This is a genomic window from Mesorhizobium sp. RCAM 05099 (assembly GCF_059683685.1).
The window spans coordinates 5,805,909-5,832,482 of record NZ_CM185035.1; the positions used below are offsets into that span (position 1 = coordinate 5,805,909).

At 62.6% G+C, this 26,574-nt stretch carries 25 protein-coding genes; 5 read left to right on the forward strand and 20 right to left on the reverse strand.

What is annotated here, in order from left to right; all coding sequences use genetic code 11:
• Nucleotides 1–1,150: 1,150 nt before the first annotated feature.
• The 4 genes from AC56QQ_RS28570 to AC56QQ_RS28585 all read right to left on the reverse strand — a co-directional run bounded on the left by AC56QQ_RS28570 (nt 1,151) and on the right by AC56QQ_RS28585 (nt 6,601).
• Complete coding sequence (locus tag AC56QQ_RS28570; RefSeq protein WP_497124195.1) at nt 1,151–1,912, reverse strand: glutamine amidotransferase; 762 nt, start codon at nt 1,910–1,912, stop codon at nt 1,151–1,153.
• Between the two features lie 86 nt (nt 1,913–1,998).
• A complete protein-coding gene (locus AC56QQ_RS28575) occupies nt 1,999–3,051 on the reverse strand; it encodes a rhamnose ABC transporter substrate-binding protein (RefSeq protein WP_497124196.1) in 1,053 nt (350 codons plus the stop codon).
• Nucleotides 3,048–4,037 carry an ABC transporter permease gene (locus tag AC56QQ_RS28580; RefSeq protein WP_497124197.1) on the reverse strand — a complete coding sequence of 330 codons (990 nt, stop codon included), beginning with the start codon at nt 4,035–4,037 and terminating at the stop codon, nt 3,048–3,050. The genes AC56QQ_RS28575 and AC56QQ_RS28580 overlap by 4 nt, the downstream gene beginning before the upstream one ends.
• Complete coding sequence (locus tag AC56QQ_RS28585; protein WP_497124198.1) at nt 4,034–6,601, reverse strand: ATP-binding cassette domain-containing protein; 2,568 nt, start codon at nt 6,599–6,601, stop codon at nt 4,034–4,036. Before AC56QQ_RS28585 ends, AC56QQ_RS28580 begins: the two co-directional genes overlap by 4 nt.
• Before the next feature lie 389 nt (nt 6,602–6,990).
• On the opposite strand from AC56QQ_RS28585, the gene AC56QQ_RS28590 reads away from it, so the two are divergent.
• Nucleotides 6,991–8,061 carry an ROK family protein gene (locus AC56QQ_RS28590; RefSeq protein ID WP_497124199.1) on the forward strand — a complete coding sequence of 357 codons (1,071 nt, stop codon included), beginning with the start codon at nt 6,991–6,993 and terminating at the stop codon, nt 8,059–8,061.
• 180 nt (nt 8,062–8,241) lie between these two features.
• On the opposite strand, the gene AC56QQ_RS28595 is transcribed toward AC56QQ_RS28590, so the two are convergent.
• From AC56QQ_RS28595 to AC56QQ_RS28670, 16 genes are all read right to left on the reverse strand, one after another.
• Nucleotides 8,242–8,733, reverse strand: coding sequence for a response regulator transcription factor (locus AC56QQ_RS28595; protein WP_497124200.1), 492 nt, complete (start codon nt 8,731–8,733; stop codon nt 8,242–8,244).
• Nucleotides 8,734–8,919: 186 nt separating this feature from the next.
• On the reverse strand, nt 8,920–9,732 hold the full coding sequence (locus AC56QQ_RS28600) for a trypsin-like serine peptidase (protein WP_497100568.1): 813 nt from the start codon (nt 9,730–9,732) through the stop codon (nt 8,920–8,922).
• Nucleotides 9,729–10,085, reverse strand: a complete 357-nt coding sequence (locus AC56QQ_RS28605; protein ID WP_497124201.1) for a hypothetical protein — start codon at nt 10,083–10,085, stop codon at nt 9,729–9,731. Before AC56QQ_RS28605 ends, AC56QQ_RS28600 begins: the two co-directional genes overlap by 4 nt.
• 16 nt (nt 10,086–10,101) lie before the next feature.
• The gene (locus tag AC56QQ_RS28610; protein WP_497124202.1) at nt 10,102–10,788 is read right to left on the reverse strand and encodes a hypothetical protein; all 687 of its coding nucleotides are present in this window, start codon (nt 10,786–10,788) and stop codon (nt 10,102–10,104) included.
• 39 nt (nt 10,789–10,827) lie between these two features.
• Entirely contained in the window at nt 10,828–11,862 is a 1,035-nt protein-coding gene (locus tag AC56QQ_RS28615; protein ID WP_497124203.1) for a DUF4438 domain-containing protein, read from the reverse strand.
• A complete protein-coding gene (locus tag AC56QQ_RS28620) occupies nt 11,859–12,695 on the reverse strand; it encodes a hypothetical protein (RefSeq protein ID WP_497124204.1) in 837 nt (278 codons plus the stop codon). Before AC56QQ_RS28620 ends, AC56QQ_RS28615 begins: the two co-directional genes overlap by 4 nt.
• 30 nt (nt 12,696–12,725) lie before the next feature.
• Nucleotides 12,726–13,829 carry a hypothetical protein gene (locus AC56QQ_RS28625; RefSeq protein WP_489859754.1) on the reverse strand — a complete coding sequence of 368 codons (1,104 nt, stop codon included), beginning with the start codon at nt 13,827–13,829 and terminating at the stop codon, nt 12,726–12,728.
• A gap of 39 nt (nt 13,830–13,868) precedes the next feature.
• On the reverse strand, nt 13,869–14,375 hold the full coding sequence (locus AC56QQ_RS28630) for a hypothetical protein (RefSeq protein WP_497124205.1): 507 nt from the start codon (nt 14,373–14,375) through the stop codon (nt 13,869–13,871).
• A 13-nt stretch (nt 14,376–14,388) separates the two neighbouring features.
• Nucleotides 14,389–16,161: a hypothetical protein gene (locus AC56QQ_RS28635; RefSeq protein ID WP_497124206.1), complete on the reverse strand. Its 1,773-nt coding sequence runs from the start codon at nt 16,159–16,161 to the stop codon at nt 14,389–14,391.
• Between the two features lie 11 nt (nt 16,162–16,172).
• Nucleotides 16,173–17,465, reverse strand: coding sequence for a hypothetical protein (locus AC56QQ_RS28640; RefSeq protein WP_489859751.1), 1,293 nt, complete (start codon nt 17,463–17,465; stop codon nt 16,173–16,175).
• 43 nt (nt 17,466–17,508) lie between these two features.
• On the reverse strand, nt 17,509–18,564 hold the full coding sequence (locus AC56QQ_RS28645; protein ID WP_497124207.1) for a hypothetical protein: 1,056 nt from the start codon (nt 18,562–18,564) through the stop codon (nt 17,509–17,511).
• A 192-nt stretch (nt 18,565–18,756) separates the two neighbouring features.
• Nucleotides 18,757–19,035: a hypothetical protein gene (locus AC56QQ_RS28650; RefSeq protein ID WP_497124208.1), complete on the reverse strand. Its 279-nt coding sequence runs from the start codon at nt 19,033–19,035 to the stop codon at nt 18,757–18,759.
• A gap of 639 nt (nt 19,036–19,674) precedes the next feature.
• Nucleotides 19,675–20,442, reverse strand: a complete 768-nt coding sequence (locus AC56QQ_RS28655; RefSeq protein WP_489859749.1) for an outer membrane protein — start codon at nt 20,440–20,442, stop codon at nt 19,675–19,677.
• Nucleotides 20,443–20,865: 423 nt separating this feature from the next.
• Nucleotides 20,866–22,209: a chloride channel protein gene (locus AC56QQ_RS28660; RefSeq protein ID WP_497129155.1), complete on the reverse strand. Its 1,344-nt coding sequence runs from the start codon at nt 22,207–22,209 to the stop codon at nt 20,866–20,868.
• A gap of 133 nt (nt 22,210–22,342) precedes the next feature.
• Complete coding sequence (locus tag AC56QQ_RS28665; RefSeq protein ID WP_497124209.1) at nt 22,343–22,591, reverse strand: LysR family transcriptional regulator substrate-binding protein; 249 nt, start codon at nt 22,589–22,591, stop codon at nt 22,343–22,345.
• A complete protein-coding gene (locus tag AC56QQ_RS28670) occupies nt 22,591–23,229 on the reverse strand; it encodes a LysR family transcriptional regulator (RefSeq protein WP_497124210.1) in 639 nt (212 codons plus the stop codon). Before AC56QQ_RS28670 ends, AC56QQ_RS28665 begins: the two co-directional genes overlap by 1 nt.
• A 177-nt stretch (nt 23,230–23,406) precedes the next feature.
• On the opposite strand from AC56QQ_RS28670, the gene AC56QQ_RS28675 reads away from it, so the two are divergent.
• The 4 genes from AC56QQ_RS28675 to AC56QQ_RS28690 all read left to right on the forward strand — a co-directional run bounded on the left by AC56QQ_RS28675 (nt 23,407) and on the right by AC56QQ_RS28690 (nt 26,527).
• Nucleotides 23,407–24,477: a class I SAM-dependent methyltransferase gene (locus AC56QQ_RS28675; RefSeq protein WP_497124211.1), complete on the forward strand. Its 1,071-nt coding sequence runs from the start codon at nt 23,407–23,409 to the stop codon at nt 24,475–24,477.
• A gap of 21 nt (nt 24,478–24,498) precedes the next feature.
• Nucleotides 24,499–24,795, forward strand: coding sequence for a putative quinol monooxygenase (locus AC56QQ_RS28680; protein WP_489859746.1), 297 nt, complete (start codon nt 24,499–24,501; stop codon nt 24,793–24,795).
• A 283-nt stretch (nt 24,796–25,078) separates the two neighbouring features.
• Complete coding sequence (locus AC56QQ_RS28685) at nt 25,079–25,903, forward strand: RNA polymerase sigma factor (protein ID WP_497129157.1); 825 nt, start codon at nt 25,079–25,081, stop codon at nt 25,901–25,903.
• 87 nt (nt 25,904–25,990) lie between these two features.
• Nucleotides 25,991–26,527, forward strand: a complete 537-nt coding sequence (locus AC56QQ_RS28690) for a carboxymuconolactone decarboxylase family protein (protein WP_497124212.1) — start codon at nt 25,991–25,993, stop codon at nt 26,525–26,527.
• Nucleotides 26,528–26,574 lie beyond the last annotated feature (47 nt).

A 26,574-nucleotide genomic window follows, 5' to 3' on the forward strand; every position in this document is an offset into this window, starting at 1 on the left:
TATCTTGATGATGCCATGCGACCCGATGACATTTGCTTGTGGCAGGGCGTGAGCCGCGATCGGGCTTGGTCAGAACCAGGCACGCGGCGCTCTGGCGTCAGTGCAGTTTGGCCAGCAAGACCTGCGGGCTTTTCCGATGATCCCTATCTACGCTTGCCAAAAAAACGGGCGAAGATCGGATCGAAGCGATCCGGCGAATCCCAGAACGGCGCATGGCCCGACTTGTCGAGCAGGTGGGTCCTGCCTCAAGTTCGGCGAGGCGCCTGGGAAGCGGAAGGCGAAGACGCGGGTCCGCCATCGCGTCATTCCCTAGTATTTTAGAATCAGCTAACTTTATGCGGCGGCGGGACCCCAACCCCGCCGAGGCCGGCGCTTGATGGAGCACCCAAATCCCGAGGGCGTCGGCCGCACCTGGCCGAGCGGCCTATATCTCCGAACCTTGGTACCGTACAGCCTCCTTCCACAAGGTCAGGGCCGTTGTTGGCGAGCGGCCTTTCACTTGAATATCTCGACCTCTGTACTTTCCAGCAGCGATCCACACTGTCTTCGAACGCTGGTATATGGTGATGCCCCGTGCAGTCGCGCGAGCGCACAGCTCTGGATCATTTCGATACATTAAAGCCACCCCCCGGTTGCCCCATCAAATGTAACACGAAAGCGAGAAAATGCCAGCAATGAATGAGCTATGATTTGGAATCGCAGCTCCTTTACTTCAAAGTCGAGAGCGAACTCGCCGGGGGGTTGCCCCAACCCCAACTGTCCCCGGCAAGCCGAACCTGATTTGTGTCCCAAATCAGGACCGGGATTAGCCGGCACAACGGCAGTTGCAAGACGAGTGCCAGTCCTGTTTTCGAAAACGACCATCGACCGTAGTGACCGCTGGACAACTTTTTGCAGCCTCACCTTGGCGCTCGACCCTAACCTTGTGGTCGATCACTTTTGCCACCCGGTCCGCCGAACAACACATGTCCGGCATCCAGGATGGAGCCGGGCTCGAACTGACGCATCTGCACAGTTGACAACCGCCGGAGCGCCAACGCGACCAATTCAGGGAACAGGGAGACTGGTGCTGCGAGAGAGGATTTGAAAGCCATCGCTTCAAGGCCTGCAGCGAAACCGGCAACGGCACTGAAACAGCTGTCCGCCTCTCTTATTCGGTGCCGGCGAGCCACCGCACCATGTTCGCCATCAGCTTGCCGTAGAGCGGCCATTGGAGAAAATCCTGCGAGAGCCAATGCGGACCGATGTCGGTCGCCCAGGCGACCGTGCGGCCGCGGCCATGGCTGCGAACAGCGAGGAGCGGCCAGTCGGTGCCGCGATGGTGGCAGGTCGCCAACAGCCGGGACGAGCCGTCGCGCCTGAAATCCAGCTTGTTCATACCGAGGATCGGCGGCAAAGGTCCCTCCACCCCGGCAAAGATCGGGTGGGAAGACTGCAGGATTGACGCCTGCAGGCCTTGGGGCACCTCCATGCCGTCGCAAAACGGCAAACAGCGCACGGGCAGCACGTCTTCGACCGGGGTGTCGTGGAACCGCGCCGTCCCGAACATGCCCTGAAAGCCCATATAGCCGCCGGCCAGCATCAGCCCGCCGCCGTTTTCGACATAGGCTTTCAAAACCTCGAGGCGGTTGACGCCGACACGCCCGGCGCGGGCATCAGGCGTGACCAGCAATGTCAGAGCGCCGACATCGGAAATCACCACCGCCTGATACCGGGCGAGCGCGTCGAGGTCATAGGGAAACTCCGCGGCGCAGCGCTCGCCGCCGATCTGCGTGACAGCAATGTCCTCCATGGCCAGTGCGGCGTTGAACGCCGTCGCGCCATTTGTCGAGGTCGCACTTGTCAAAACATCGCCGCCGACGGCGACCGAGGTCGTAGCCGCGAAGGTTTCACCTGCAAGCAACACGTTCATCGTCGCACCTGCGCCAATCGGTCGATCAAAGAGACGCAGGGACGCCAATCAAGTTGGCGCCCCCACCGCGGATTCAGTCGGCAGGATCAGAACTTGAACTCGGCCAGATTTTCGGGGGTCACAATTTTCGCCGGTCCAAGGATCAATTCGCCGCCGGCCCCAATCGTGTATTCGCCGAGCCTGCCTGCCTTGAACTTCTCACCTTCCTTGCCGGTGATCTTGCACTGCGCAAGCGCCTGGGCCGTCTGATAGGTCAGATAGCCAAGATCGGTGACATTCCACCAGATATCCTGCGCGGCGCCATCCTTGATGTATTTCGAGATCAGGGTGGCCGGCGCCAGACCGGTCAGCTTGACCTTGCCGATCATGCCCGCCTCCTCGAGTGCACGCGCGGCCGCCGGAAGGCCTATGCCTGCAGGAACGATTATCACCTTGAGATCCGGAAACGCCTGCACCAGCGCCAGTGCCTGCTGCTGGTTGATCTGCTCGCTTTCTTCGCCATAAGCGACCTGCACCAGCTTCATCTTGGAGAACTTCGGCTCGGCCGCCATCTTCGCCTTCATGAAGTCGATCCAGGCGTTCTGGTTGGTCGCCGTGGGCGTCGAAGACAGGATCGCGAATTCACCTTCACCGCCGCTGAGATTGAACGCACTTTCCAGCATCATTTCGGCGAGACTGTCGCCCTTCACCTGATTCACGAATACCGTGCGGGCATCGGCCGCCACATCGGAGTCGTACGAAATCACCCGGACGCCCTGCTGGACGGCACGCTTCAGCGCAGGCGCAACCGCATTGGCGTCGTTGCCGGCAATTGCGATGACCCCGACCTTCTGCGACACGAGGCTGTTGATGAATTCGATCTGCGCCTCAGCGGTCGCCTGCGATGGGGCGACCTGGGTGGCGGTGCCGCCAATTTCCTTCGCCGCCTCTTCGGCGCCTCCAAAAGCCACCTTGAAGTACGGGTCGGTGTCGAGCTTGGGCAGGAACCCAACCGTTACAGGTTCCTTGGCGCACTCCTGGCTGAGGGCCAGCGAGGTCGGCGCGAGCAGAACCGCGGATGCGAGCAGGGCTAATCTAAACGCTTTCATTGTAACTCCTCCGTCAAAAAATCGGGCTTGAAGGAAGGGGCCCGAGATCACCCCTTGGTCTCGCGCATGGCGCGCGATCTGCTGAGCATCTCCTGTGTGGAGCGCCAGTAATTGCCGACCAGCAGCGAACCGATCAGAAGCAGGCCGATGATCATGCCCTGCGCATCGCCGCCGATCTGGTTGAGCGCCAGCACGTTGCGGATGATGGCGATCAGGACCAGCGCCAGCATGACGCCGGTCAGGCGGCCCTTGCCGCCAAAGACGCTGACGCCGCCGAGCAGCACGATGGTGATGACGTCGAGTTCCATGCCGAGCGCATTGTTGGCGCGGGCATTGGAGAGGCGGGCGGTATAGACGATGCCGGCAATGGCGGCGATGATGCCTGAAACCACGAACAGGTTCAGGACCATCCGGCGCGTGTTGATGCCGGAATAGCGCGCTACCTCCGGGCTGCCGCCAAGCGCGTAGATGCGCTTGCCGGTCGGCGTCTTCTGCAGGATGACGGCAAACACCGGCGCCAACACCAGGAATGGCACGATGGTCCACGGTATCTCGGTGCCGGGCAGGTTGTTGATGCCGAAATCGACGACCGCGGGCGGCAGGATGTTGACCGAACCGGTGCCGAGCAGGATGTAGCCAATACCTCGATAGAGCGCCATGGTGCCGAGCGTCACCACCAGCGACTGCAGTCCCAAGCCCGAGACCAGATAGCCGTTGAAGGCGCCGAGCAGGCCACCGGTGACGAGCGTCAGCGGGATCGCCGCCAGCGTCGGCATGCCGGCCTGGACGAGCAGGCCAAAGACCACGGAGGTCAGCGCCAACACCGAGGCGATCGACAGGTCGATTTCGCGGGTGATGATGAGCAGCGTCATCGGCAGGATCAGCAACGCCTTTTCCGAGGCGCTCGCGGCCAGTTGAGAGAGATTGAAGCCGGAAACGAAGTTCGGCACGAACATCGCCGCGTAGAGGAATATGGCCAGGCAAGAGATCGCCAGCAGCAGATCCCAGAAGTCGATCGAACGGAGGAACTTTCTCATCTCGCCCTCACCTGTCTTGCCTGCTCCGCGCGCCGCACGATGAAGGTGTCGATGCCGATGGCAACCAGGATCACCAAGCCGTAGACGCCCTGCAGCCACAGCGGGTCGACGCGCACCAGCGTCAGCCCGTTCTTGATGACCAGCAAAGTGAGCGCGCCAAGGATGATGCCGAGCAGGGTACCCGAACCGCCGCGGATGGCGACGCCGCCGACCACCGCCGAAGCGATCACGGTGAGTTCGAAGCCGAGCGCGACACGCGCATCGATGGTGGCGTAGCGGGATGCCCAGAGCGCGCCGCACAGGCCGCCGAGCAGGCCGGCCATGCCGAAGGCCAGAAGGATGCGGCGGTCGACGGGGATGCCGATGAGACGCGCACCGTCCGGGTTGGAGCCGGTGGCGAACAGTTCGCGCCCAATGGCCGTGCGATAGAGCAGCACGTAGCCGGCGCACAGGATGACAATGGCGATGACGACGATGAGCGGCACGCCGGCGATTTTCAGGCCGGTCATGTCGAGCCAGGCTTGTGTGACCTCGTCGGCGCTGATCTGGTCGCCCGCTGCCCAGATCGAGTTGAAGCCGCGAAAGATCGACATCGAGGCCAGGGTGACGACGATGGCGGGGATCCTTCCCCTGGTGACGACAAGGCCGTTGATCAGGCCAGCGACACCGCCGACCGCGCATGCGGTCGCCAGGCCGATGCCGATGTCGAGTCCCGGATAGGCCTGAACCATGCTGGCCGCCATGTAGGCTGAAAGACCGATCACCGCGGCGATCGAAAGGTCGATATTGCGGGTGATCAGCACCAGCATCTGTGCGAGTGCCGCAACAACCAGCAAGGCAGCATCCATCGACACGGCGGTCAGGTTTGCCGCGCTCACCATGCGCGGGTTGATAATGGTGACCGGAATGGCGACCGCCAGTATCGCGGCGAGCAGCCCGAACTCTCGCCGCTTCAGGAAATCGAGCGGTCCTTTTTTCTTCTCGTTGAAGACGGCACGTTCGGCCTGCGCCGCCGGATCGACGCGCTCGTCGGTCTTCGTCGCCGCTTCGAGCACCTTTTCCTGGGTGGCTTCGCCCCTGGCGAATTCGGCCATCCGATGACCTTCGCGCAGAACGACGATGCGATCGCACATGCCGATGAGTTCGGGCATCTCGGAAGAGATCAGGATGATCGCCATGCCCTGCGCCGCAAGGTTGGCGATCATCGCGTGCACTTCCGCCTTGGTGCCGACATCGATGCCTTGCGTCGGCTCGTCGAGGATGAGGACGCGCGGTTCGGTGCGCAGCCATTTGGCCAGCACCACCTTCTGCTGATTGCCGCCGGACAATTCCTTGACCGGCTGTCCGTAGCCGGAAAAGCGCAGTTTCATGCGCTTCAGCCAGTCCGCAACCAGATCGATCGCGCGATCCGTGCCGTAGAGGCCTGCCGGGGCAGCCTTGTCGAGTATTGGCAGCACGGCATTGTCGAGGATGGAGAAATCCATCACCAGGCTCTGGCCCATGCGGTCTTCCGAGACATAGGCGATGCGCGCATCCATGGCGTCGCGCGCCGTTGCGAAGCGCACGGTTTCGCCGTCGATCAAGATTTCGCCGGCGTCCGGCTGGTCGATGCCGAACAGCACGCGCGCGATCTCGGTCCGCCCACTGCCGACCAGGCCGCCAAGCCCGAGCACCTCTCCAGCGTGGAGCTTGAGATCGATGCCGGAAAAGCCGCCGGCGCGTGACAGCCCCCTCGCCTCCAGCACAAGCGCGCCGGTGGCGTGGCGCCGTTCGGGATAGAGGTCGGTCAGTTCGCGGCCGACCATCATGCCGATGGCGGCGGCACGGCCAAGCTCGGCCTTCGGCTTGACGCCGACAAGGCGTCCGTCGCGCAGCACGGCGATGCGGTCGGCGATGCGGAATATCTCGTCCATGCGGTGGCCGACGAACATCATCGCCACGCCATGCAGCCGGAGGTCGGCAACGACTGTAAACAGCCGCTCGACCTCGCGTTGCGACAGGGCCGCCGTGGGCTCGTCCATGATCAGCACACGCGCGTCGAGCGAGAGCGCGCGGGCGATCTCGACCAATTGCTGTTCGGAGGTGCGCAACGTTCCCAGCCGCGTTTCGGCCGGCACGTCGAGGCCGACCGTCGCCAGCACTTTGCGCGCGCCAGCCAGGATGGCTGCGTTGTCGATGCCGCCGAAGCGATCGCGCGGCATGTGACCGAGATAGATGTTTTCTGCGACCGAAAGGTCCGGGAACAGGCCGGGATGCTGGTGCATGACCGCAATGCCGGCGGCTTGGGCGTCGTGCGGCGAATGGAAGACCACATGCTTGCCGTCGACCTCGACATGGCCGCTGGTGGGAGAATACACCCCGGCCAGCAACTTCACGCAAGTGCTCTTGCCGGCGCCGTTTTCGCCCAGCAGTGCCAGCACCTCCCCGGAGCGCAATTCGAAGGACGCGTCCTTAAGGGCGATCGTGCCACCGAAGGCCTTTGTCGCCTGAACCAGAGCAACGGGGACAGCCACGTTCCTCGTCACCGCGGCATCGGCTCCGCCATGTGCGCCTGAGTGCAGCACCTCTCCTCCCAGTTATGATCCAGCCATTGTTATTTTTTCAATTTGCTATATTAAATAGACCAAGGCCGCAACAGGAAAATTGACTTCCATTGTCCCGGCGGGCACTGTCGTGTCGCGCACAAGCGCGGTCGGAACGCCTCGACCGCAGCAGCTTCACAGCTGTGGGCGGCCGGGCTGGCTCGATGAGAAAATGAATGGAGGCGCCGGTTTTGTCTGGAAAAGGCAGTAATTCTGTCAAGGTTCGGCATTACAATGAGCGTTTCGTGCTCGATGCCATCCGCCGACTGAAGGAGGCTTCCAAGTCTGACTTGGCGCGCGCCGCAAATCTGACACCGGCCGCGGTCGCAACCATTGTCGATGGTTTGGAGTCGTCTGGTTTCGTAAAGCAAGTGGGAAAAAGGTTCGGGCAACGCGGATCTCCTTCCACACTTTACAGGCTCACGCCGGAGCGGATCTACAGCGTCGGCATCAAGATCGGCCGGCGTGCGCTGGAAGCCGTGCTGGTAGACTTCGCCGGCGAGGTTCGTGCCCGCGAGTCGCACGAATACCGGTTTCCGGACCCCGATCTGGTGCTCAGGGCCGGAAATATGTCGCTTGCCAATTTCGACAAGGTGGTCGCCGGGCTTGGCGATGCCAGCATCGTCGGCGTCGGCATTGCCTCGCCCTATTTCCTCGGTGGCTGGAGCGAAGAGCTCGGCTTTCCCGATGATCTTGGCAGCCGCTGGGATGCAATCGACCTGACGACGTTCTTCACCACCCGGCCGAAGACCCCGGTCTTCGTGGAGAACGACGCGTCATCGGCGGCGTTGGCCGAACTCATCCAGGGGGCCGGCGCACGGTTCCGCGACTTCATGCATATCTCGATCGACACTTTCGTCGGCGGCGGGCTGGTGCAAGGCGGCAAGGTCCATACCGGCCCGCATGGCAACAGCGCCGCGCTCGGCCCGCTGCCGGTCTCGCCTTCAAGCCTCGATTCGGTGGCAGCCAAGCCGGCACGCTACCAGAGCCTGCTGCATCGCGCCTCGATCTACGTGCTGGTCAATCATCTCAAGTCGCGCGGCGTCGAGATCAATCGCGTGCGGGAACTGGACCCGTTGCCGCCAGGAGCGCGCGAGCCACTGTTCGAATGGATCGATGATTGCGCCAACGCGCTGGTCGAGGCGATCATCGCCATCACCTCTGTCATCGACATCGAGGCGATCGTTCTCGACAGCATCCTGCCGCGGCCCATCCATCTCGAGCTGCTGGCGAGGGTGCAGACCCAGTTCAACCGGACCAGCGCCATCGGCATCGTGGCGCCGGAAATCGTTTCTGGGCAATTCGGCCCTGAAGCGTCGCCGATCGGCGCGGCCATGTTGCCGTTCTCCGCGCTGCTGGCCCCTGACAGCGGCGTGCTGATGATCGGCAAGGACAGAACAATGTTGCTGGGTAGCCTCTCGAGGCTTGCCGGCCAAAGGTAAAGAGCAAGATGCTCACTATCTGTGAAGGCAGATGCACTACAATTCAAAAGAGTTATTTCAATGACTTACACGTCACTTTGCAACATTGTGACGGACATCGAAATGGACCAAAATCCCACGCCCCGCCCATTGAAACGACGTTGACCGCCAAACGCGCGATTAGACTACGTCACCAGAGCCCTATAGGCCATAGTCTTGACGAAAATCGGACCGACCTGCCAGGATGCAAGAGGCAATTGCCGACCGGCGCCCGATATTCAGTTTCGCGAAGATTCGCCTTATGTGCTCGCGCACGGTGTAGCCGCTGATGCCGAGTTGCCTGGCTATCTCCTTGTCCAGCTTGCCGTTCGAGATCAAGAGAGCGATCTGGAGTTCGCGTCGCGTCAAGATCTCCGCAGGTGAACCCGGCAGGCCAGCGGGAGCGGCAGGCGCGCCGTCCGCGTCGTAGATCAGATAGTGCGTTCCGGCACATATCATGTGGCCTACAGGCAGGCTGAGAGGTGCATTGGCACTCGGGCCGCCGCGCCCGTCACTGTCAATGTCACGGATTGCGATCAATGAATGGCCGTTAACGATGAAGCTGGACGCGTCTCTCTCCTTATTAGACCGCGACGAAGAATTTTCGTCAGCGACATCGGAAAGTCTCCGCAAGTTCTCGACACGCATAGCCATGGCAGAACGCCTTGGTTCGCACGAAAAACACTACAACGCACCCCCGCGGTGCCCCAAGAAAATCGTCACGCCGCCAAAACCCCCGGCGCGACCACTATTTAACGCTGCACTGATGCCCTTTTCATGGACTATATCACTTCCCCGAACATTAGCATTCCAAAAAGTAAAATTGAGCTCGTCACTGTCCTAGACGAATCCAGCAAGGATGGAGCGCTGAAGGTCCGGCGTGATCCTGACGCCACGGTTGAACAATCCGGCTGGAGCAAGCGGCACACCAGGTCGGCAACCCCAAGCGCCTTCGGAATGGGGTCGCGGGCCGGCCGTGTGAACCGCGATGACGATGGGCGCGCCGCCCTGCTGGCGGTGAATCCAGACAGGCGCGCCGCTATGGCCCGGGCAGGTGTCGACGCTGTAGAAGAGCTGCCGTCCGGCGATCCGGTCGAGCCGCTCTGAATGTTCCCATTGCGTGCCGTGCGGCTTGTCGGCCGGATAGCCGGAAATGTGAAGCAAGCGCGAGGCCCGAAGCCTTGCAAGATCTTGGCGAGACGGCGACCATAGCCGGAAAAAGCCGGGCGACGGCGAAAACGGCCGCTCCAACTCGATCAGCCCGACATCGTGCAGTGCCGACGGGCGGCGGCGGTAGGGCGGGTTGACGCGCCATTGCTTCGCCCATTGCCAGCCGAAGGGCCGGGCATCGCGAGACGCCCGGCCGGGAGTGACGCGGATTCGCGCCGCCAGATTTGGAAGACCGAGGCGCTGCCGGATGGGACTGGTAATGCAATGCGCCGCGGTGAGCAGACGTGTTGGCGAAATCAGGAACGCAGTGCAGCCTGTCAGCCTACCGTCGCCGAAATCGCGTTCGATATGGCAGACCGCGCTGTGCGGAAAGCGGTTTGTGTGAACAACCCTGGCGCGGCCATCGGTCGGCCCGACCACCGCATAGTCCGCCTCGTCGGCCAGCCGGTCGAGCGCGAAGGGGAGGTCGTCGAACAGCGTCATTTTTCTTGTCCCGGCTCGGCCCCAGGGGGCTCGGCCACGGTGAGATCAGCCTCGCCGGCCGGGCCGTTTTCGGCGCTCTCCTGGCGGCCAACGGCTGCGTCTCCGGCCCGGTCAAGGCCAAGCATGTCGCGCAGGCGCTCCATCAGACGATAGGCCTCGTCACCCCGGCCGCCGAGATAAGCCGTCGCCCGGTGCATGAACTCCTCGTCGGAGCGAAACGGCATCTCCTCCTCGGGCGTCGGTGCCTCGGCGGTGTGTGGTGCTGCCGGGCGCAGCGCCTTGACCTCCTCGAGAACGATGGCGTCGAGATTGGCCCATACAGACCTTGAGCGGTTAGTGATTTGCCCGTGCATCGGGACCTCCTCTGGTTCAACGGATCAGGCCGACTTCATCGAATGTCGTGCTGTTGGGGTCGTAGAGCAGCGGCCGCTCCCGGTCCTGCAGCCAGCCCTCGTAGTTCCTCGCCCGCCGCGGATGCATACCCTGACGGGTCAGGCGGGCGGCCTGGACCAAGACCTGGCCCGGCTGCAGGTTGCGGATCGCGGCATTGACCCTGGGGTCGGCGCGACTCGGCTGCCGGTAGTGCTCGATGATCCGCTGCGCGATCGAACTGTTGGCCTTGGTCATGCCGATGCTCAGCGGCCGGTTGCGGTCGATGCCGGCCCGGGTGATGCGGTAGACCTGCGGCCCCGTCGCCAGGAAGAGCCTTAACAGCGAATCGACGGGTTCACCCCGACTTGCTGCGGCGCGCGCCGCGTCGATGGCCGCCAGCGAGACCGGCCGTGTCCAGCCGCGCCAACCGGGCAATTGTGGTCCCGCCGCCCGCGCCGACGTCTGGCGGCGTGCCGGCCGAGCCCGCCGCACCGCTGCCTCGTCGAAGGCTGCGCCGCCACTGCAGCCTCCACAGCCGCAGCTGGGGAAATGCCGGCGCCGGACCTCGACCGCGCGCAACGACTGCCGCTGCCGGCAGCGCGCGCAACCGCAAGGCCTGGGGTGACCGACCGTCTGGGCAGCCTCCTCCACCAGCGCGTCGAGCTGTTCGCTGAGATATGACATGCCGGCTCCCTTTCCCTGTGTTTCACCGGTTTGGCCGGATCAGCCAAAACCGGTTTCGGCCCTGGCGCTTGATGTCGTTGCCCGGTCGCGCAGCCGTGCCACCGTCCGTTCCCGCTGCTCGACCGTCGGCAGCGGGAATGACGGCCGCGCCGGCCTTGGCGGACGAATGTCCAGATAGCGTGCGATGTTGGCGTCCGGCGACAGTTCGAGCTGCAGGCGCGAGGCCGGCGCCGAAAGCAGCGAAACGACGCCCGGGCCGTGACCGGCGACTGTGCTGTCGCTGTGCACGATGACGCCCACCGAAACATGCCCCTCCAGCCGCGAACGGCCAAAACGGTTGTCCGCGTCCATGATCCCGACAATGTCGCCGAAGCGCAGCGAGCCGAGCTTATAGCGCCGCACCATGCCCGGATCGGACATCTGGATGTCGTAGTCACCGCGCAGCACGTTGTTGCGGCCGAGGCCGGAACCCATGACGCGGGCCGGAATGCGGTGTGTCACCTTGACGTGGATGCGGCCGTTACGCTCGGCCGGCCGCCAGCGCGCCAAAAGCCGCGGCGAGCAGTTCCAGATGGCAACGTCGGGATAGTCAGTCAAGCGCAGGCCAAGCCCATAGGCCCAGACCTGGACGCGGTCACCGATCGCCATCTGCCGCATGGCAGGAACCGGAAAGTCGATCAGCACCGTGTCGACGCCGCCGTGCTTGCCGGTTACCACGCCGCGCGCGCCGGCGGCGCGGCCGCTGGTGACGATGGCGTGGTTGCCGACGCAGGAATAACTCTGCAGCGCCTGGTTGGCGGCGTCGGGATTGCCGCCGGCTGAGCGGGATTCGTTGCGGATCGACACCGCTGGCTCGACATGGTCGCCGGCCAGGCCGACGCAAGGGTCGCCGACGCGGTGGTTGAGCACGATACCGCCCGTGCACGGCAGGGAGCGTGGCCTGCCGTCATAGCCGATGCGCCAAGGCGTGCCCCTCTCGGTGGGCGAGGCGACTTGCCCGGCGACGCTGATCATAACCAGGTCACGCGCATTGGTGCGCAGGCCGTGGGTCGGATGGAGGCGGGGCGGGCTCATGCCGCGGCCTCCGCCGGCGCTAGCTCATGCCAGAGCGCGCAGGCGTTGCGCCAGGGATCGTCAGGCGTCTCGTCATCGTGGCTGGCCGGGTCTTCCAGCGCCCAATCGGTTTCGGTCCAGCCGTCGGGCAACGCGAGGATGACCGGGGCCACGATCTGGACGATCGCGGCGCTGCGGCCGCCGGCGGCCAGCGGAGCGAGCGCCGGCCAGAATGCCGGGCTAGTCCAGCCGGGAATGACACCAGCATGGCGTATGGCCGGGAACTCCAGCCGGTCGAGATAGTCGCAGAGCGGCGGCCTGCCGCTCGCCATGCCGGCCATGGTCAGGATATAGGCGCTGTCCGGTTGCAGGGCGGCCGAGAGAGCGATCACGTCGCGGGCGCACTCATCCAGCGGCGCGGCGGTGCCGAGCTGGTCGCGGAGCCTGGATTCGAGTGCCGCGCAGCAACCCTCGAAGCGCGGCAGTAGCGCCGTTTCCTCCCGTTCGGGCAGCGCGCTTTCATATTGCGCGTCGCCGATCCAGTGCACTCGGGACGACAGCCTCCCGTTCTGCCAGGCGCGCCGCCAAGATTCGAGCTCCAGCACCAGCTCCTTGAGGTGCGCCTCCCTCGTTTCCGGGCTGAACCAGGAGCCGCCCAACTGGTCTGGTCGGTGGCGATAGTATTCGTCATTATCGAGCAAGGTGTAGAAGCCGCGCGGCAACCACACCCGCGCGGATTGGGAAAGCGCCACCGTCACCAGCAGCCCCATCGGGGACAGCGCCATCGGCGCGTCTATGACGATGTTCGGCGGCTTGGGCGCGAAGCGCCCGAGAAGAGAAAGATGGTGGTCCATCGCTGGCACTCTTCATCCCCGTCAAACCGTTCAGGCGGCGATGCGTGAGGCGGTGTTTCGGTTGAGCCCATACGACCAGTGCACCCGATCGCCGTCGAGACCAGGGAAACGCCGCCCTTCGCGCGTTAGCCGATAGGCTGCTAGCCACGCATCGGCCTGTGAGCCCATCTTTTTGGCATCGGCATCGAACTCGGCCGGCGTGATCGTGGTGCGGAAATCGTTCTCGGCGATGTATTGGAGGATCCGGCGCCCGGCGTCCGCCATCTTGGCACGCTGCGACATTTCGGCGGCGCCACCAAGGTGCCGGTTGGCTACGGCCTCGATGACGTCCCATTTGGTGTTGGCGTCGAAGGATTTCTTGATATCCGGCGCGTCGAACAGCTCGAAGATCTGCTGCACATACTGTCCGGTTTCCCGGGTCAGGGCGAGGATGTTGCCGTAGCTCGAACGGTCGAGATGATAGCGCAGGTCGGTGCCGACGCGCTGCACCGTGGCGAGGGCCGCGAACGGCCGGTCGTTGATTGAGGCGCTGCCGCGAATGACCTGGCCGATAGTCAGATCCTGGAAATACTGCGACATCGCGTTCATGAAGGCGACCAGCATGAAGTGGAAGCTGCGGTTGACGATGGCGCCGGCCGGCACGGGCGCGCGGCCGTAGTTGAAGACGCGGCGATAGGCGATCAGCCGGTCGCGGCGCTTGTAGCGGATCGGCCGCCACTTCTCGAGGATATAGAGCCCGCGTGCGCCTGGGCCGCGCTGGATGCGAATCTGGCCGTTCTGGAACAGCCGCCGCAACACGTCGACCACCTGGAACAGCTTCATGCGGTCCATCTGGTAGATGTAGTAGAGTTCGGCCGATGCCTGTAGCTGCGGAGGGATGATCGATTCGTCGAAATCGTTGCGCAGCAACGGCATCTGCAGCGAATCGAACGGCTTGATTGGCCCGTCGCCGAAGCCGACCAGATCGGCGAAGCTGGTTGTCGTGGTACTCGACGAGCGCGCGAGCAGATCTCCATAGCGACCCTCGAATTCGCTCTCGAAAGCGGCGCGGTCCGCCGGCGACAATCCCGACAGCTCGTCCCTGAAGAAGCGCTGGAACAGCCGCTGGATGACCTGGTTGGATTCACTAGCCATAATCAGACCTCATCTTGCTCGAATTGGCGGCTCATGCTCTCAAGGTTTTTTCGTTGATGACTGCTGCTGGTTGCTGAGCGGCAGTTGGCCGCTGGGCGTTGGTTGGCTGTCGTCGATCGCTTTCTGGACAGCTGGCGCCAGCTCGAAGAAGCGCGCCAAGTCATCGTCGGTGACGACTGCGGGAAGGCCTGTTGAGATCGGGGGGGCAGCCCTCATTTTGTCGACGAAATCCTGGCGCCGGATTGCCTGCGGTTCGTCTTTCCGGAATTTCACAAGATCGCGCAGCTTTTTGAATTTTGCGGAATTGAGCCATTGCCCCGCATTCGTGCGGTCGACGATGTCGCCGGTGGTGTCTACAGCAGCGGCATAGAGCGCTGTGACATTGTCCTTGTCGCGCATGCCAAGCGATTGCACCGCGTCGGCGACCTTGCGGACCGCGCCAGTCAGCAGTTTGATCGATTGCGATGTTTCGTCCACCGCCTCGAAGCGGGCCTTTATCCCTTCGTGGAATTTGTTGGCTGGGCGATAGGGAAATTTCGCAGTCATTGTTCTGCTCCTCTCAATCAGGCAACCTGAAGTCGGGACGGTTCTGCGCGATGCTCGCTATCGAACTCGCAATCGGCGACGGTATCTGGACAGGCTTCGGCAGATCGGCGCTGGAACCCAACCTATTGTTGAGGATCGAACGGATTATCCAGCGGATCAGCGAGTAGTCGCTGTCGCGGAAGTTAAAGACGTCGAGACTGCAGTGCGGCGAAAGCGAGCGCACGAGGCGCTCCGTCTGCTCTTCCGCCTGGTAGGCGACGCGCAGTTCGCGGACCATGAGCGCCTTCAGAGGTGCTTTCCAGGCCTTAGGATGCGGACCGCCGAACGGGCCCAACAATCCTTCGACGATATTTTCGAGCACTTCCCTCAGCTTTCCATTGATTTCGAATGAGAGCACGGGGGGCATATTGGCCTTATCGGTCAAGACCAGAACCTCATAGATGGCAAGGCCGACGGCCGTAGCCCGCTTTTCCTGTTCGCCGCGACCGCGCGAATCGGTTCCGACCGCGTAGAGATCGATCGCCCTGTCCACCAGAAACAGCACGTAATCCAAAAGGACCTGACCCTTGATGTTGTCGTCGTCGCAGCCGCAACCCGCGAAGCAGTCGACCTGTTCGAGCAGGAGGCCGCGCGCCATGGTAAGGCCGATCAGGTGGGCGGCGCCGGTATCGGGGCCTCCGACGCCATAGAGGCCGTAGACGATAATCGGCGGGCGGGCGACGTAGAGGAGTCGCGAGCTGCCTTGCGAAACGAATGCATCGACAAACAGCTGCAGGCTGGACACGAACGTCGCGAGCGGCGGCGATTCCGGCGACCCCGCGGTGATCGGGACCTTGATCGGAACCTGAATGCTCTGGCCAAACTGAATGAGGCGCTGGAACCGATGAACGAGCATAGCGGATGCGGTGGACAGTTCACGCAATCCCTCGATGCTTGCCCCGGTCGAGAGATCGACCAGATCGTCCATCGCCTGCGACAGGGCGCCTTCCTCGAGCAAGGCGCGCAGGTCCGCTTGGCCACCGGCCTCCAGTTGCCGCACCAAGTTGCGGTAGGCCTCGATACCGCGCGGCCAATCTTCCTGGCCAAGAGAGCTCTCTACGGATCCGGCGAGGCTGCGCAGTGCCATTATGACGGCGTTGCGGCGCGCCTGCAGTTCACCTGCTGCCGAACGCACGATCGAGGTGCTACGGGTTATGCCGCTCGATGCCAGGCCTTCACCGATGGCGACAAGTATGAGGGCGGCCAGAACATCGCAGCTTTGTGCGAATCGCCTGAACAGGACAGCACTGCCGTCGGTGAGTGTGCCGACATAGCGCGCAAGGCGCGAATATTCGCCGAGTTGGCGGCGAGCCGCCATGGCGCGGTCGTGGTTGACCGAATCGAGAGCCAGCCGGGCGGCGGCCAGCCCGTCATTGGCGATCTGCCTGATGGAGCGGCCCCAACCGATCATCTCGACACGAATGTCCTTCAGCGGCGAGGAGGTCGAAAGCGTCTGCAGGTCCCGCTCGAGGTCGTCCTGCGCCTGCGCCAACTCGACCGAGGACGGGCCAGTGTTCTGCGCCACCGGAACATAGTCGGGCACGCTCGAATAGGGCAGGCCGGCGCGCTCGCGACGGTCCCGGTCCGCCTCCTCCGGGTAGAAGTTCAACAGGGCGTTGGCGATCTGGTCGGGATCGCGGGGATCGCTGACGCGCAGCGTCTTGCGCAGCAGGTTGTCCACGGCGACCGTGGCCGGAGAGCGGAATTTCGAGACCGGGCTGGCGGCGGTTGGGATTGCGTCGACCATGATTCAGTTCCTCATGCAACGAGTGCGGCTGGGGACGGTTGCGCAGTGGGCCGTCGGTTTGCCTGACGCTGGGCCAGGTTTCTAAAGACGAGCGCGGCAATGGCGTCCGGCTCTGCGCCGGCCTCCAACGCGAAACGGCTGGCCGACACGAAAAAACGCGGCGGCAGGTCCGGCGTTCGCCCGGCCGCGATCAGCATGCCGCCATGGCGGATGCGCGCTTCGTCGGCGCGGGAGAACGGAATGGCATCGGCCAGCGCATGCTGGCCCAGGCCGCGCCGCGGCTGGTAGGCGATCTCGTCGACCACGGCCGGAATGACGCGCGGCACCGATGCCAGCAGCACCGGCGGCAACCGGTGACCGCGGGCCGGATTGTAGAGGCCGCCCCAGACCCGTTCGGCGCGCCTCGCCTCTTCGGCAAAACCCATGCGGCGCAGCATCTCAGTCAGGATCAGAACGCGGATCCAACCGGTCGGATGCGCGCCGCCGGGGCGGTAGGTCAGCGCGCGGGCACCGGGATGGGCGAGAAACTCCATCATCCCCCAGACCGATGCCGTTCCGCCGAGCAGCAGCGCCGCGAGGTCGGCGAATATCTCCTTGTGCCAGCGGCGCAGGATGGTAACCACCAGCGGATCGAAGCGCATGCTGGCCAGCCGGTTGGCGACCGCCTGCGCGTTCTCCTGCCATAGGCCCATGTCGGCCTGCAGATTGTGGGCGACTTCGTGCAGGAACACCGACTGCCAAGGATTGTCGCGGTCCCAGGGCACGCGGATTACCGGGAACGGGTTGCTGTCGCCGAGCAGCCGTGCAAGGGCAACGCCGCGCCGCTGGGTGGCGGGAGAATAGCCGTGTTCCATATAGGTCAGCGGTTTCAGCAGCGGGCCGCTGAAAACGCCCGGCAGGGCCGCACGGACGACCGCATAGCAATCGAGCGCGATCTCGTCATGTGCGGCGAGAGCTGGCGCGAATCCGGATCCGCGCTGCGACATGACTTCAAAGAACATGCCGAAGGTCCTGCGCAGCCGGTCGACGCTGCGATCAAGCAGCGCCATCTGGGTCAGCGCTGTCTGGGCGGCGGCCGGTGGCCAGCCGCGCTCGATCTCGACGATCCGCCGGTTGATGGCGTTGGCGATGGCCGCCAGACGCTTGTTGGCGGCGTGGAAGTGGGCCCTTGACGGCGCATAAGGCAGGTCTTCGGGACGAAGGCCGATGCGTCGCGGTGTCAGACGGTTGAGGCGCCGGGCGCGGGCCTTCAGGGCCCGCAGCTTGGTGTCCAGGAAACGCCTGGTCGAAGAACCCGTGCGCATCGCAGCGATCCTTCTTCTTGCGCCGACAAGGGAGCCACTTGGGTCAGTTCGGCCGGATGGTGATGCTGACCGGGCCACGGATCACGATGCGCCGTCTGCGCCCATGTCCCAGGCCAAGTCCCAGGCCAAGTCCGCCGCCCAATCCCCCCAGCGCCCGTCCGGCGCCCAGAGCACGGCCGGCGGCGCGCGCCAGGTTGCGGGCAGGCGCCATGCCGGCGCGAACGGCCGCGGCTGTCCGGCGCACAATACGGCGTCCTGTAGGCAATGGGCGCGTCAACTGGCGACGCAGGCCTTGCCCACGCGCCGCGACACGGCGTGCGGTGCGCGCCAGCACCAGCGGCCTGACAGAGGCCGGGGTGCGGCGGGTGACCGCCGTGCGGCGGACGCTGCTGGCAATGCGCGGCAAAGCACGGATCGCGGTCGGGCCGGCCCGATTGACGAGCTGGGTCGCGGCGCGGCGCACGGTGCGCACCGCCTGGATGCGCTGGGCCGCCGGCATGCGCGCGGCCGCCGGGCCGAGAACGCGTCTCGCCGCCAATCCGGCCACCAGAGGAATGGCGGCGCGGTTGCGCACCGCAAGCTCTGCGAAGGCGTCTAGCGCCTCGTCCTCGGAAGCCTCGTCAGCCATCAGCTGGCCGACCACATTGGCGACGCCGCCGACGGCGGTGCCGACGCCGGGGATCAGGCTAGCAACAGGAGCTACGGCACGGGCGATGCGACCGATGGTGGGAGCGGCACGCCGGACGGTGCGAACGACGCCGCGAATACCACGGGCGATGCGGCGGAAGAACTCATCGCTGTCCTCTGCCGCTAGTGCATAGCTCATAGCCTCGTCCCAAGCATCGTCATCAGATTCATCGCCTTCGTCAAAACCGTCGCCTTCGTCGAACTCGTCGCCAGCATCGAACTCGTCACCGGCGTCCATCTCATCGAACCCCGAAGCCTCGAATTCATCGCCTTCGTCGAACTCGTCGGCTTCGTCGGAGGCTTCGAAACCATCGCCTTCGTCCATTTCGTCGAATTCGTCGTAGCTGTCGGCGGGGCCTTCCGCTTCATCAAAGGCAAGGTCGTCGAACATCGATTCGTCATACCCTTCCATCTCGGGATCTCCTCTTGAACGATCGGCCCCTCAGCGAAAGGACCAAAGCGATAAACGCCACTTCGGATACTCCTCTTCGGTATGAAGGTTCACAAGTCGGCAGGAGCGGGTAGTTCAAATTTGGTCGTCAATACTAACGACTGCCCAAAAGCAAATATCTGTGATCTTTGACATAAATAGTTCTCATTTTAGCTATTTTTTTAGGTAATATTCGTAATTACGATATTTAAAATTTACCTCTTTCTGTAAGCGCCTGACAACCTCTTGGTCGTTCTCAAAGCCCGCACATTGATAATGGTGCGCCCGGATCTCTGCATCGTCGGCCAGGCGCACCTGATAGTCTCGGCTGGCTATTTGTGGCGGAAGAAGTGGATAGCGGCCGACAGTGATGGACTGTTCGCCAGCCGCGACGGCGCGGCGCTCGCCAAGTGCAATCTCACGCTGAAGGGTGGCGACTGCACCAGGCAGCATCTTCAGGGCCGTCCTGTTGTCGGGCCAAGCCCTGTTCGCAATTCCGTTTTCCCGATATACGGCCGAAGTTCTTTCGGGACTACAAGGCGCGCAATAGCGGCCGTCCCGATTCAGGAGAGTTCGAACACGGCCGGTCATCAGTTCCATCCGATTTTGTTACGGCATTTGTAACGTCAGAGCGGACAGAAACCGTTGCGTGTCAATGATTTCAAGGGGATAGACTGGTGCTGCGAGAGAGGACTGGGACTCTGAGTTACATTAATAAAATCAATCACTTAAATGATATTTTGTAACATTGTGACGACCACCGGAATGACCCCTGCCTCAATCATGTCGGAAGGGCCTCTGCCCTGCGCCGCCTGATGGCTTCTGCGATAAACACCCGCGACAATACGTGATAGAGCGGCTTTTGCGAGATCATTCGCGCAGTGCCGTAGCCCAGCATAAGTCGAGAGCCTTCAAAACCGCTGTAAGTCGGTGAGTCAAGACGTTCGTCCTCCGCAGCGCGGACGGTAAATTTCTTACCGTGCTAATCGGGGATACGTAGCAAGAGAAGAGTGCGAAAAAGGAAGGGGAGCTCTTTGCGGAGCTCCCCTTGACGCCTAGATCTGATCTGCTGGAGCCCGTAATGGCCTCTAACTACTGACTCATGCCGAACTTGTAGGTCAGCCGGGCCATCACCGCATCGACCTTTGCCTTGGTGCGATAGGTCTCGGGATTAGAACCGAGGCTGCCGTCATCGAACACGTTGTTGCCTGTGCTCGTCTTATGACCGAGGTCAACGTGAGTGTAGTCCACACCCAGCGAGAGGTTGTTCGTAAGGGCATAGTCGATGCCGGCGCCGAGCGCATAGCCGTTCTGCCACTCATTCTTCTCGTAGGTCACGAGGGCGTCGTTGTCTCGGGCGCGGAAATCCACCTTGCCGCCGGCGTAACCCGCCTTGGCGTAGATCAGCACGCGATCGAAGGCGTAGCCGACGCGACCGACGACCGTGGCGTAGTTCGAGATTTTGGCGGACTCGGTGTCGCTGTCCGGGAAGTAAGGGCTGGTGATGGTCTTCTTTATGCCCGTCGCCGTCCAGGTAGCCTCGCCGCCCAGAACCCATTGGCCCCACTGCCACTGCGCGCCGGCATGAATACCGCCAGCCACGGCGCCCTTGTTGAAATCGAAGCCCTCGGTGCCGGCCGGCACGGCGTCGGTGAAGAACCCACCGTTCGGCTCGGTTACGTCCGTTGCCGTGATGTCGCCATTGGCAAAGCCGACATGACCGCCGACATAGAAACCGCTCCAGTCATAGGTGGATCCGGCGATAGGTGCCACCATGTCGGCTGCTGATGCGGTGCTTGCCGACAGGGCGGCAACAGCCAGAACTGCAAAGAATTTATTCACGTATTTCTCCCAACCCAAGTAAACCCCTCGCACAGGACAATATCCGAGACGGTGTTAAAAGTGTGTGATGTATTTGCAACTGTCTTTATTTTGCCCTGGACCAACAGCCTATCGATCACTGTGCCTACACTTGCCTGACACTTTCGAATGTAAGACAAGGCTAATATAAGGATTGTAGAGCACCTGCGTCGAGATCTGCAGGAAGCAATCCTGCCGGCCAGACATTGAAACTGGCCATGGACTCCTGTTTGGCCGTCATAGCCACTGACGGGAAGATGGCGCAACATTCGCCAACCGTCAGCCTCTGCGAGGGTCCGAGACCAGACAGCCTTCCGATGACGACTTTCTAGAGGATTGAACTGTGAGTTACATTAATAAAATCAATCACTTACATGATATTTTGTAACATTGCGACGACCGCCGGAATGACCCCTGCCTCAATCATGCCGGAAGGGCCTCTGCCCTGCGCCTCCTGATCGCTTCTGCGATGAACACCCGCGACAATGCGTGATAGAGCGGCTCGTGCGAGATCATTCGCGCAGTGCCGTAGCCCAACATCGAGGCCAGCATCAGCGCGATGACGTTGTCGTGGTTGCCGGTCATCTCCAGGATGATGACGAAGGCCGTCATCGGTGCCTGAACCACGCCGGCGAAATAGCCGGCCATGCCAAGCAGGGCAGCGGCCCCTGTGCTGGCGCCGAGGATCAGGCCAAGCGAACTGCCGATGCCGGCGCCAACCGCCAGCGAAGGCGCGAAGATGCCACCGGGAATGCCCGAGACCATCGACAACAGGCCGGCCAGGAACTTTTCGGCAAAGAAGAACCACGGCAGTGGCGTGCCTTCGACCGCGCCGCGTGCCTGCACGTAACCCGTGCCGAAGGTCAGTCCGCCCGACGCGATGCCGATCGCCGCCACGGCAAGCCCGCACAAGGCGGCCACCAGCAAAGCGCGTCGCAACGGCTGGTGCGTGTGCCAGCGCCGGATCCGCCGCGTCGCCTTCAAAGCCAGCAGCGAAAATAAAGCACCGAAACCACCGCCAATGACACCGCAGGCAATCACCAGCGGCCACTCGGCAGCAAACGAGATCGTTTCCTTCGAGACCCCGAAATAGGTGTAGTTGCCAAGCAGGCCGAGCGAGGCGAGACCGGCCAGGATCACAGCCGTCAGCACCAGCCCGTTGGTGCGCGCCTCGTAGGTGCGGCCCATCTCCTCGATGGCAAAGACGATGCCTGCCAGCGGTGTGTTGAAGGCGGCAGCGATGCCCGCGGCCGAGCCTGCCAGGATCAATCCGCGCGCCTGCGCCATGCCGCCCCAGCGTGCCGCCTGCAGCATCAGCGATGCGCCAACCTGCACGGTCGGCCCCTCGCGGCCGATGGAAGCGCCACAGAACAGGCCGATGACGGTAAGCGCGATCTTGCCCATCACGAGCCGCAGCGACAGGATATGGCTCCGGTCGTCATCGTCGCGCAGGTGGCGGGCGGCGATAGCCTGCGGAATGCCGCTGCCTTGCGAGCCGGGAAAGAAGGCGTGGGCCAGCCAGGCGCATAGCACGAAACCGAGCGGCGTAACGATGAGCGGCAGGTAGAAGCGCCGGCCGCCAACATCGCCGATCATGACGTGAAAGAGTGCCTGCGCCTTGTCGGCCAGCACCGCGAACAGAACGCTGATGACGCCGATCGAGACCGCACCGGCCCAGAACACCAGCCGCGGCTGCCAGACGCGCCGCGAGCCCCACATGGCGCGCGAACGCCGCAGCATGGGATATTTTCGCGATGTGCCGGCCATGTCTGTCCTCATGCTGGGGATCCGTCGACCTAACACAGTCCTTAGATCGATCAAGGCTACCTCCGAGCATCACGACAACGTGTGCATGGATCAGGCGTCAGCGACCGAGCGATCTCTCCAAGGGCACCTGCTGCTAGGTCAGTGAGGTTTTCCAATCATAGTCCCGGACTGCGTTGGCAAACGCATCAATCGCCGGCGAGTGTGATCGCCCCGCGACGGAAACCAAGGACACTTCGCGGACGATTTCAGGGTCAACCACCGGCCGGTGACAGACGCCCGGCTGGCTGGCCGAGAATTCAGCCATGAAGCAGACCCCCATTCCCGCCGCGACCATCGCCAGAATCCAATCCTCGCGCTCACTGCGATATGCGCTTTCGATCACTACGCCGAGGCTTCTGCAAAGCTCGTCAATGTGATCGCTATATTCGCAGTTGATGCGGTCGAGGTAGGCTTGCCCTGGACGTCGGAAAGGTGAAGCGTGTTGCGCATTTCAAATGGGTGACCTGTCGAAAACGCGAGACCGAAACGCTCCGTATACACGGGTTGCACTTTCAGCTTGCGGTCGAACGGTTCAGGACGAGCGACCAACGCAACGTCCAGCTTACCATCCAGCAGAAGCTGTCCCAGTTCGTTTGCCGCCCCCTCGATCACCGTTACTGCGATCCCTGGGTGAAGGTCTCGGAACGCATTCAAAAAGCCTATGAAGCGCATGGGGCCGATTGTGCACATGACGCCGAGGGTCAGAGGCGCCTCTTCAAGCGTTAGAAAGCTCTTTGCAGTGCGCTTTGCACTTTCGGATCGCTTAAACACATCCTCAAGATGGGTCCGCATCAGGCAGCCGAAATCCGTGAGTTGGACGTGCCCTTTCTCGCGATGGAAAAGGTAACCGCCGAGGTCCCCTTCCAACTTCTGAATGGCGCGCGTCAAGGCTGGTTGGCCGACATGCACCAGCTCGGCCGCACGATGGAAATTGAGCGTCTGGCAAGCGGCCAGAAAGTATCGGATTTCATGCATCTCCATGAGTGCCCCCGTCGATGCCTGGTTTTGATCGCTGCGATGAAAACTAGGCATTATCGGCTGATCCTATCCTTAGGTAAACTTGCCCAACTGTCCATGGTGGCCATGGCGTAACCGAACCTGCAGGTCGGGAGATTGCCATCGGTTCAGCGACAGGGATCTGGGCGGAGGAGGATGCCGATGTCGGAGCCAAATCAGGAGAAGCTGGACGCGTTGCTCGGAAAGATGGTCGGCGATCTCGGCGCCATCACGACCGGGGCGGCCGTGCTGCTAGGCGACAGGCTGGGCCTGTTTTCAGCGATGAGCGAGGGCGGGAGAATGACCGCCGCGCAACTCGCCGCCAAGACTGGCACGCAGGAACGCCTCGTGAGGGAATGGCTCTCGGCGCAAGCCGCTGCCGGTTACATCGAATATGACGAAGCTACCGACAGTTTCTATCTCAGTCCCGAGCAGGAACAGGTCTTCGCCAATGAAGACAGCCCCGCTTTCATGGCTGGCGCATTCGAGGTCGTATCTACTTTATGGCTGGACGAAGAGAAGGTCAGGCAAGCCTTCCGTTCGGGCAAGGGACTGGGCTGGCACGACCATAGCACCTGCCTGTTCCGCGGCACCGAGCGATTTTTCCGACCTGGTTACAACGCCAATCTGATCGGGTCCTGGCTCCCCGCTCTCGACGGTATCGTCGAGAAGCTGGAGCAAGGGGCCGACGTCGCCGATGTCGGATGTGGCCATGGCGCATCCACGGTGCTGATGGCCAAAGCATTCCCAAATTCACGCTTTGTCGGCTTCGACTACCATGCTCCTTCAATCGAGCGGGCGCGGACGGCGGCCAAAGAGGCTGGCGTTGCCGGCAATGCCCGGTTCGAGGTGGCGACGGCAAAGGACTTTCCCGGCACCTACGATCTCATCGCGTTCTTCGACTGCCTGCATGATATGGGCGATCCAGCGGGCGCGGCCAAACATGTGCGTCACGCCCTAAAGCCGGATGGCACGTGGATGATCGTCGAACCCTTCGCCAACGATCAGCTATCGGCAAATCTCAATCCGGTCGGCCGCATCTACTACGCCGCTTCAACCTTCATCTGCACGCCTGCATCCCTTTCGCAGGAGGTCGGACTCGGCCTCGGTGCGCAGGCCGGCGAGGCAAAGCTGCGCAAGGTTGTGGCCAATGGAGGGTTCACCCGTTTCCGCCGCGCCACAGAGACGCCTTTCAATATGGTCCTGGAGGCTCGGCCGCCGGCCCATCACTGATTGAACCGCTCGGAGGAAATCATGACCGCCTACAACGTCGTTCGCTTTCGAACCAAACCCGGCAAAGAAAAGGCTTTTGTCGAGGCGCATGAGAAGGCTTCCCTCAAGGCCAAGGGATTTATCAAGGGCGCCTTGATCAAGACTGGCGAGCGCACTTTCTGCGTGATCGGTGAGTGGAAGGACATGGACAGTCTCGCGGCGGCTCGTCCGCAGATGATCGGCCTTCTGGATACAATGCGCGATCTGCTTGAAGATCTTGGCGGCGAGCTTGGCCTCACGGACCCCGTTTCAGGGCCGGTCGTTGCGGAGGTGAAGTGACGACGCACTGCACGCCATAGATCGGGGGAGCGACGGTTGACCTCAATCGAAGCCCGCTCAAAGCTTATTGGTGAACTGGTGCCGGCCGAACGCGATCTTGACGATGCCTGAACCAGCATTCGAACTTTTTCGCCGGTTGATGCATCTTCAATCCATGGGCTACGAAACTCATATCCCGCCGAATGATGCCGAACTGGCCCTTGCTGCTCAAGGTGGCGATTGTCGTTGCCTCGGCCTGCTGCTGGAACGCCATCGCGCGCGGCTCTACGTGACAGCGCTGAACATGCTCGGCTATGGGTCGGACGCCGAGGATGCCGTGCATGAGACTTTCCTGATCGCGCTGAGGCGCATCGGTGAACTCAAGGATCCGCAAGCGGTCGGTGGCTGGCTTCGAACCGTGCTGCAACGCTGTTGCCTGCAACAATTGCGTCGAAGACGACGCGAGATCTTGACCGCTGACATTCCCGACCGCCCGGACGAACGCGCGAGCATCGAGGAAAAGCTGGAGAAGACCGCGCTTCGCGAATGGGTGTGGGGCGCCTTGCGCAAACTTCCGGAGCCGCTGCAGGCTACCGCCATGTTGCGCTATTTCGGCAGCTATCAGTCTTACGAGGAACTGGCCGCCGTTCTGGCCGTCCCGATCGGGACGGTTCGCAGCCGCTTGTCAGAAGCCAAACGCAAGCTGGCCGAGATGCTGCTCGAAACCGCAGGCCTGGTCGACGCAGACGCTCGCTCGCAGTCTCGCTCGCGCCAGCAATTTTATTTCGAAATCTTCAACGGACTCAACCGGCACGGCGAGCGCGACCGCTTCCTGGGGCACTTTGCGGAAGACCTTCACCTGGTGCGTGGATCAAGCGAACCTGTGTTGGGTCGCTCATTCCTTGCTGGGGAAGTCGACTCCGACACGGAAGCCGGCGTCCGCCTCGAACCACAGCGCATTCTCAGCGCCAGCCACGTCACCGTCATCGAGGGACGGTTCATCAATCCGCCCGAAGACCCATTCCACTGCCCGCCGGGCATCGTCCTGGTGATCTTTCAGCGAGACGGCAAGGCCCGACGCTTGCATCTTCATCTTTCGCCGCGTCCGCCCAGAAGCGAGGATGATTGATCGAACTTTTTCTCCCGTCCGTGACTCCTTAGAGCACGCGGCCTTCACAGGGCGCCAACTCGAATGGTTCCACAGAGGAGAGAGATCATGTCCGCCTTCGTAGTTCCCCATGTTGCTTCCAACGCGCACCACGGCAAGCTCGGACGGCGCCGGTCGCGACGCTTCCTTCAAACGGCGTTCGCATCGACGGTCGTCTGCGCCACATTGTTGTCATCGGGCTCAGGCTGGGCCGGCCAGACTGAGGTCGACGCCACCTACAAGGACGTCGAGCGGACGCTCGGCTCGGTGCCCAGCTTTCTCCATCAGGTTTCGAAAGCAGCGCTGCCAGGCGCCTGGGCCGAGGTGAAGGCTCTGCAGTTCTCCAGCGAAACCGCCCTGCCGCCGAAGGTCAAGGCTTTGATCTCGCTCGCCGTCTCCACCCAAATTCCCTGCCAATATTGCATCTGGGAAGACACCGAGAGCGCAAAACAGGCGGGCGCATCGCAGGACGAGATCGAGGAGGCCGTCGCTATCGCCGCTCTGTCACGCCACTGGAGCACCATCTTCAACGGCATGCAGGTCGATTTCGAAACGTTCAAGAAAGATCTCGGCGGCGAAGCCCAGGCGGCCGCGCCCGCCAAATAGGGCGAACCCGATCGGCACATTATCGGGATTGCCGTCAGATGGCCGCA

Coding starts and splice junctions, on each gene's coding strand:
- AC56QQ_RS28675 (WP_497124211.1), top strand. CDS start 23,407: ATGTCGGAGCCAAATCAGGAGAAGCTGGACGCGTTGCTCGGAAAGATG.
- AC56QQ_RS28645 (WP_497124207.1), bottom strand. CDS start 18,564: ATGGAAGGGTATGACGAATCGATGTTCGACGACCTTGCCTTTGATGAA.
- AC56QQ_RS28670 (WP_497124210.1), bottom strand. CDS start 23,229: ATGGAGATGCATGAAATCCGATACTTTCTGGCCGCTTGCCAGACGCTC.
- AC56QQ_RS28685 (WP_497129157.1), top strand. CDS start 25,079: ATGCTCGGCTATGGGTCGGACGCCGAGGATGCCGTGCATGAGACTTTC.
- AC56QQ_RS28610 (WP_497124202.1), bottom strand. CDS start 10,788: ATGTCATATCTCAGCGAACAGCTCGACGCGCTGGTGGAGGAGGCTGCC.
- AC56QQ_RS28640 (WP_489859751.1), bottom strand. CDS start 17,465: ATGCGCACGGGTTCTTCGACCAGGCGTTTCCTGGACACCAAGCTGCGG.
- AC56QQ_RS28580 (WP_497124197.1), bottom strand. CDS start 4,037: ATGAGAAAGTTCCTCCGTTCGATCGACTTCTGGGATCTGCTGCTGGCG.
- AC56QQ_RS28680 (WP_489859746.1), top strand. CDS start 24,499: ATGACCGCCTACAACGTCGTTCGCTTTCGAACCAAACCCGGCAAAGAA.
- AC56QQ_RS28690 (WP_497124212.1), top strand. CDS start 25,991: ATGTCCGCCTTCGTAGTTCCCCATGTTGCTTCCAACGCGCACCACGGC.
- AC56QQ_RS28605 (WP_497124201.1), bottom strand. CDS start 10,085: ATGCACGGGCAAATCACTAACCGCTCAAGGTCTGTATGGGCCAATCTC.
- AC56QQ_RS28660 (WP_497129155.1), bottom strand. CDS start 22,209: ATGGCCGGCACATCGCGAAAATATCCCATGCTGCGGCGTTCGCGCGCC.
- AC56QQ_RS28595 (WP_497124200.1), bottom strand. CDS start 8,733: ATGGCTATGCGTGTCGAGAACTTGCGGAGACTTTCCGATGTCGCTGAC.
- AC56QQ_RS28570 (WP_497124195.1), bottom strand. CDS start 1,912: ATGAACGTGTTGCTTGCAGGTGAAACCTTCGCGGCTACGACCTCGGTC.
- AC56QQ_RS28600 (WP_497100568.1), bottom strand. CDS start 9,732: ATGACGCTGTTCGACGACCTCCCCTTCGCGCTCGACCGGCTGGCCGAC.
- AC56QQ_RS28625 (WP_489859754.1), bottom strand. CDS start 13,829: ATGGCTAGTGAATCCAACCAGGTCATCCAGCGGCTGTTCCAGCGCTTC.
- AC56QQ_RS28650 (WP_497124208.1), bottom strand. CDS start 19,035: ATGCTGCCTGGTGCAGTCGCCACCCTTCAGCGTGAGATTGCACTTGGC.
- AC56QQ_RS28615 (WP_497124203.1), bottom strand. CDS start 11,862: ATGAGCCCGCCCCGCCTCCATCCGACCCACGGCCTGCGCACCAATGCG.
- AC56QQ_RS28630 (WP_497124205.1), bottom strand. CDS start 14,375: ATGACTGCGAAATTTCCCTATCGCCCAGCCAACAAATTCCACGAAGGG.
- AC56QQ_RS28635 (WP_497124206.1), bottom strand. CDS start 16,161: ATGGTCGACGCAATCCCAACCGCCGCCAGCCCGGTCTCGAAATTCCGC.
- AC56QQ_RS28620 (WP_497124204.1), bottom strand. CDS start 12,695: ATGGACCACCATCTTTCTCTTCTCGGGCGCTTCGCGCCCAAGCCGCCG.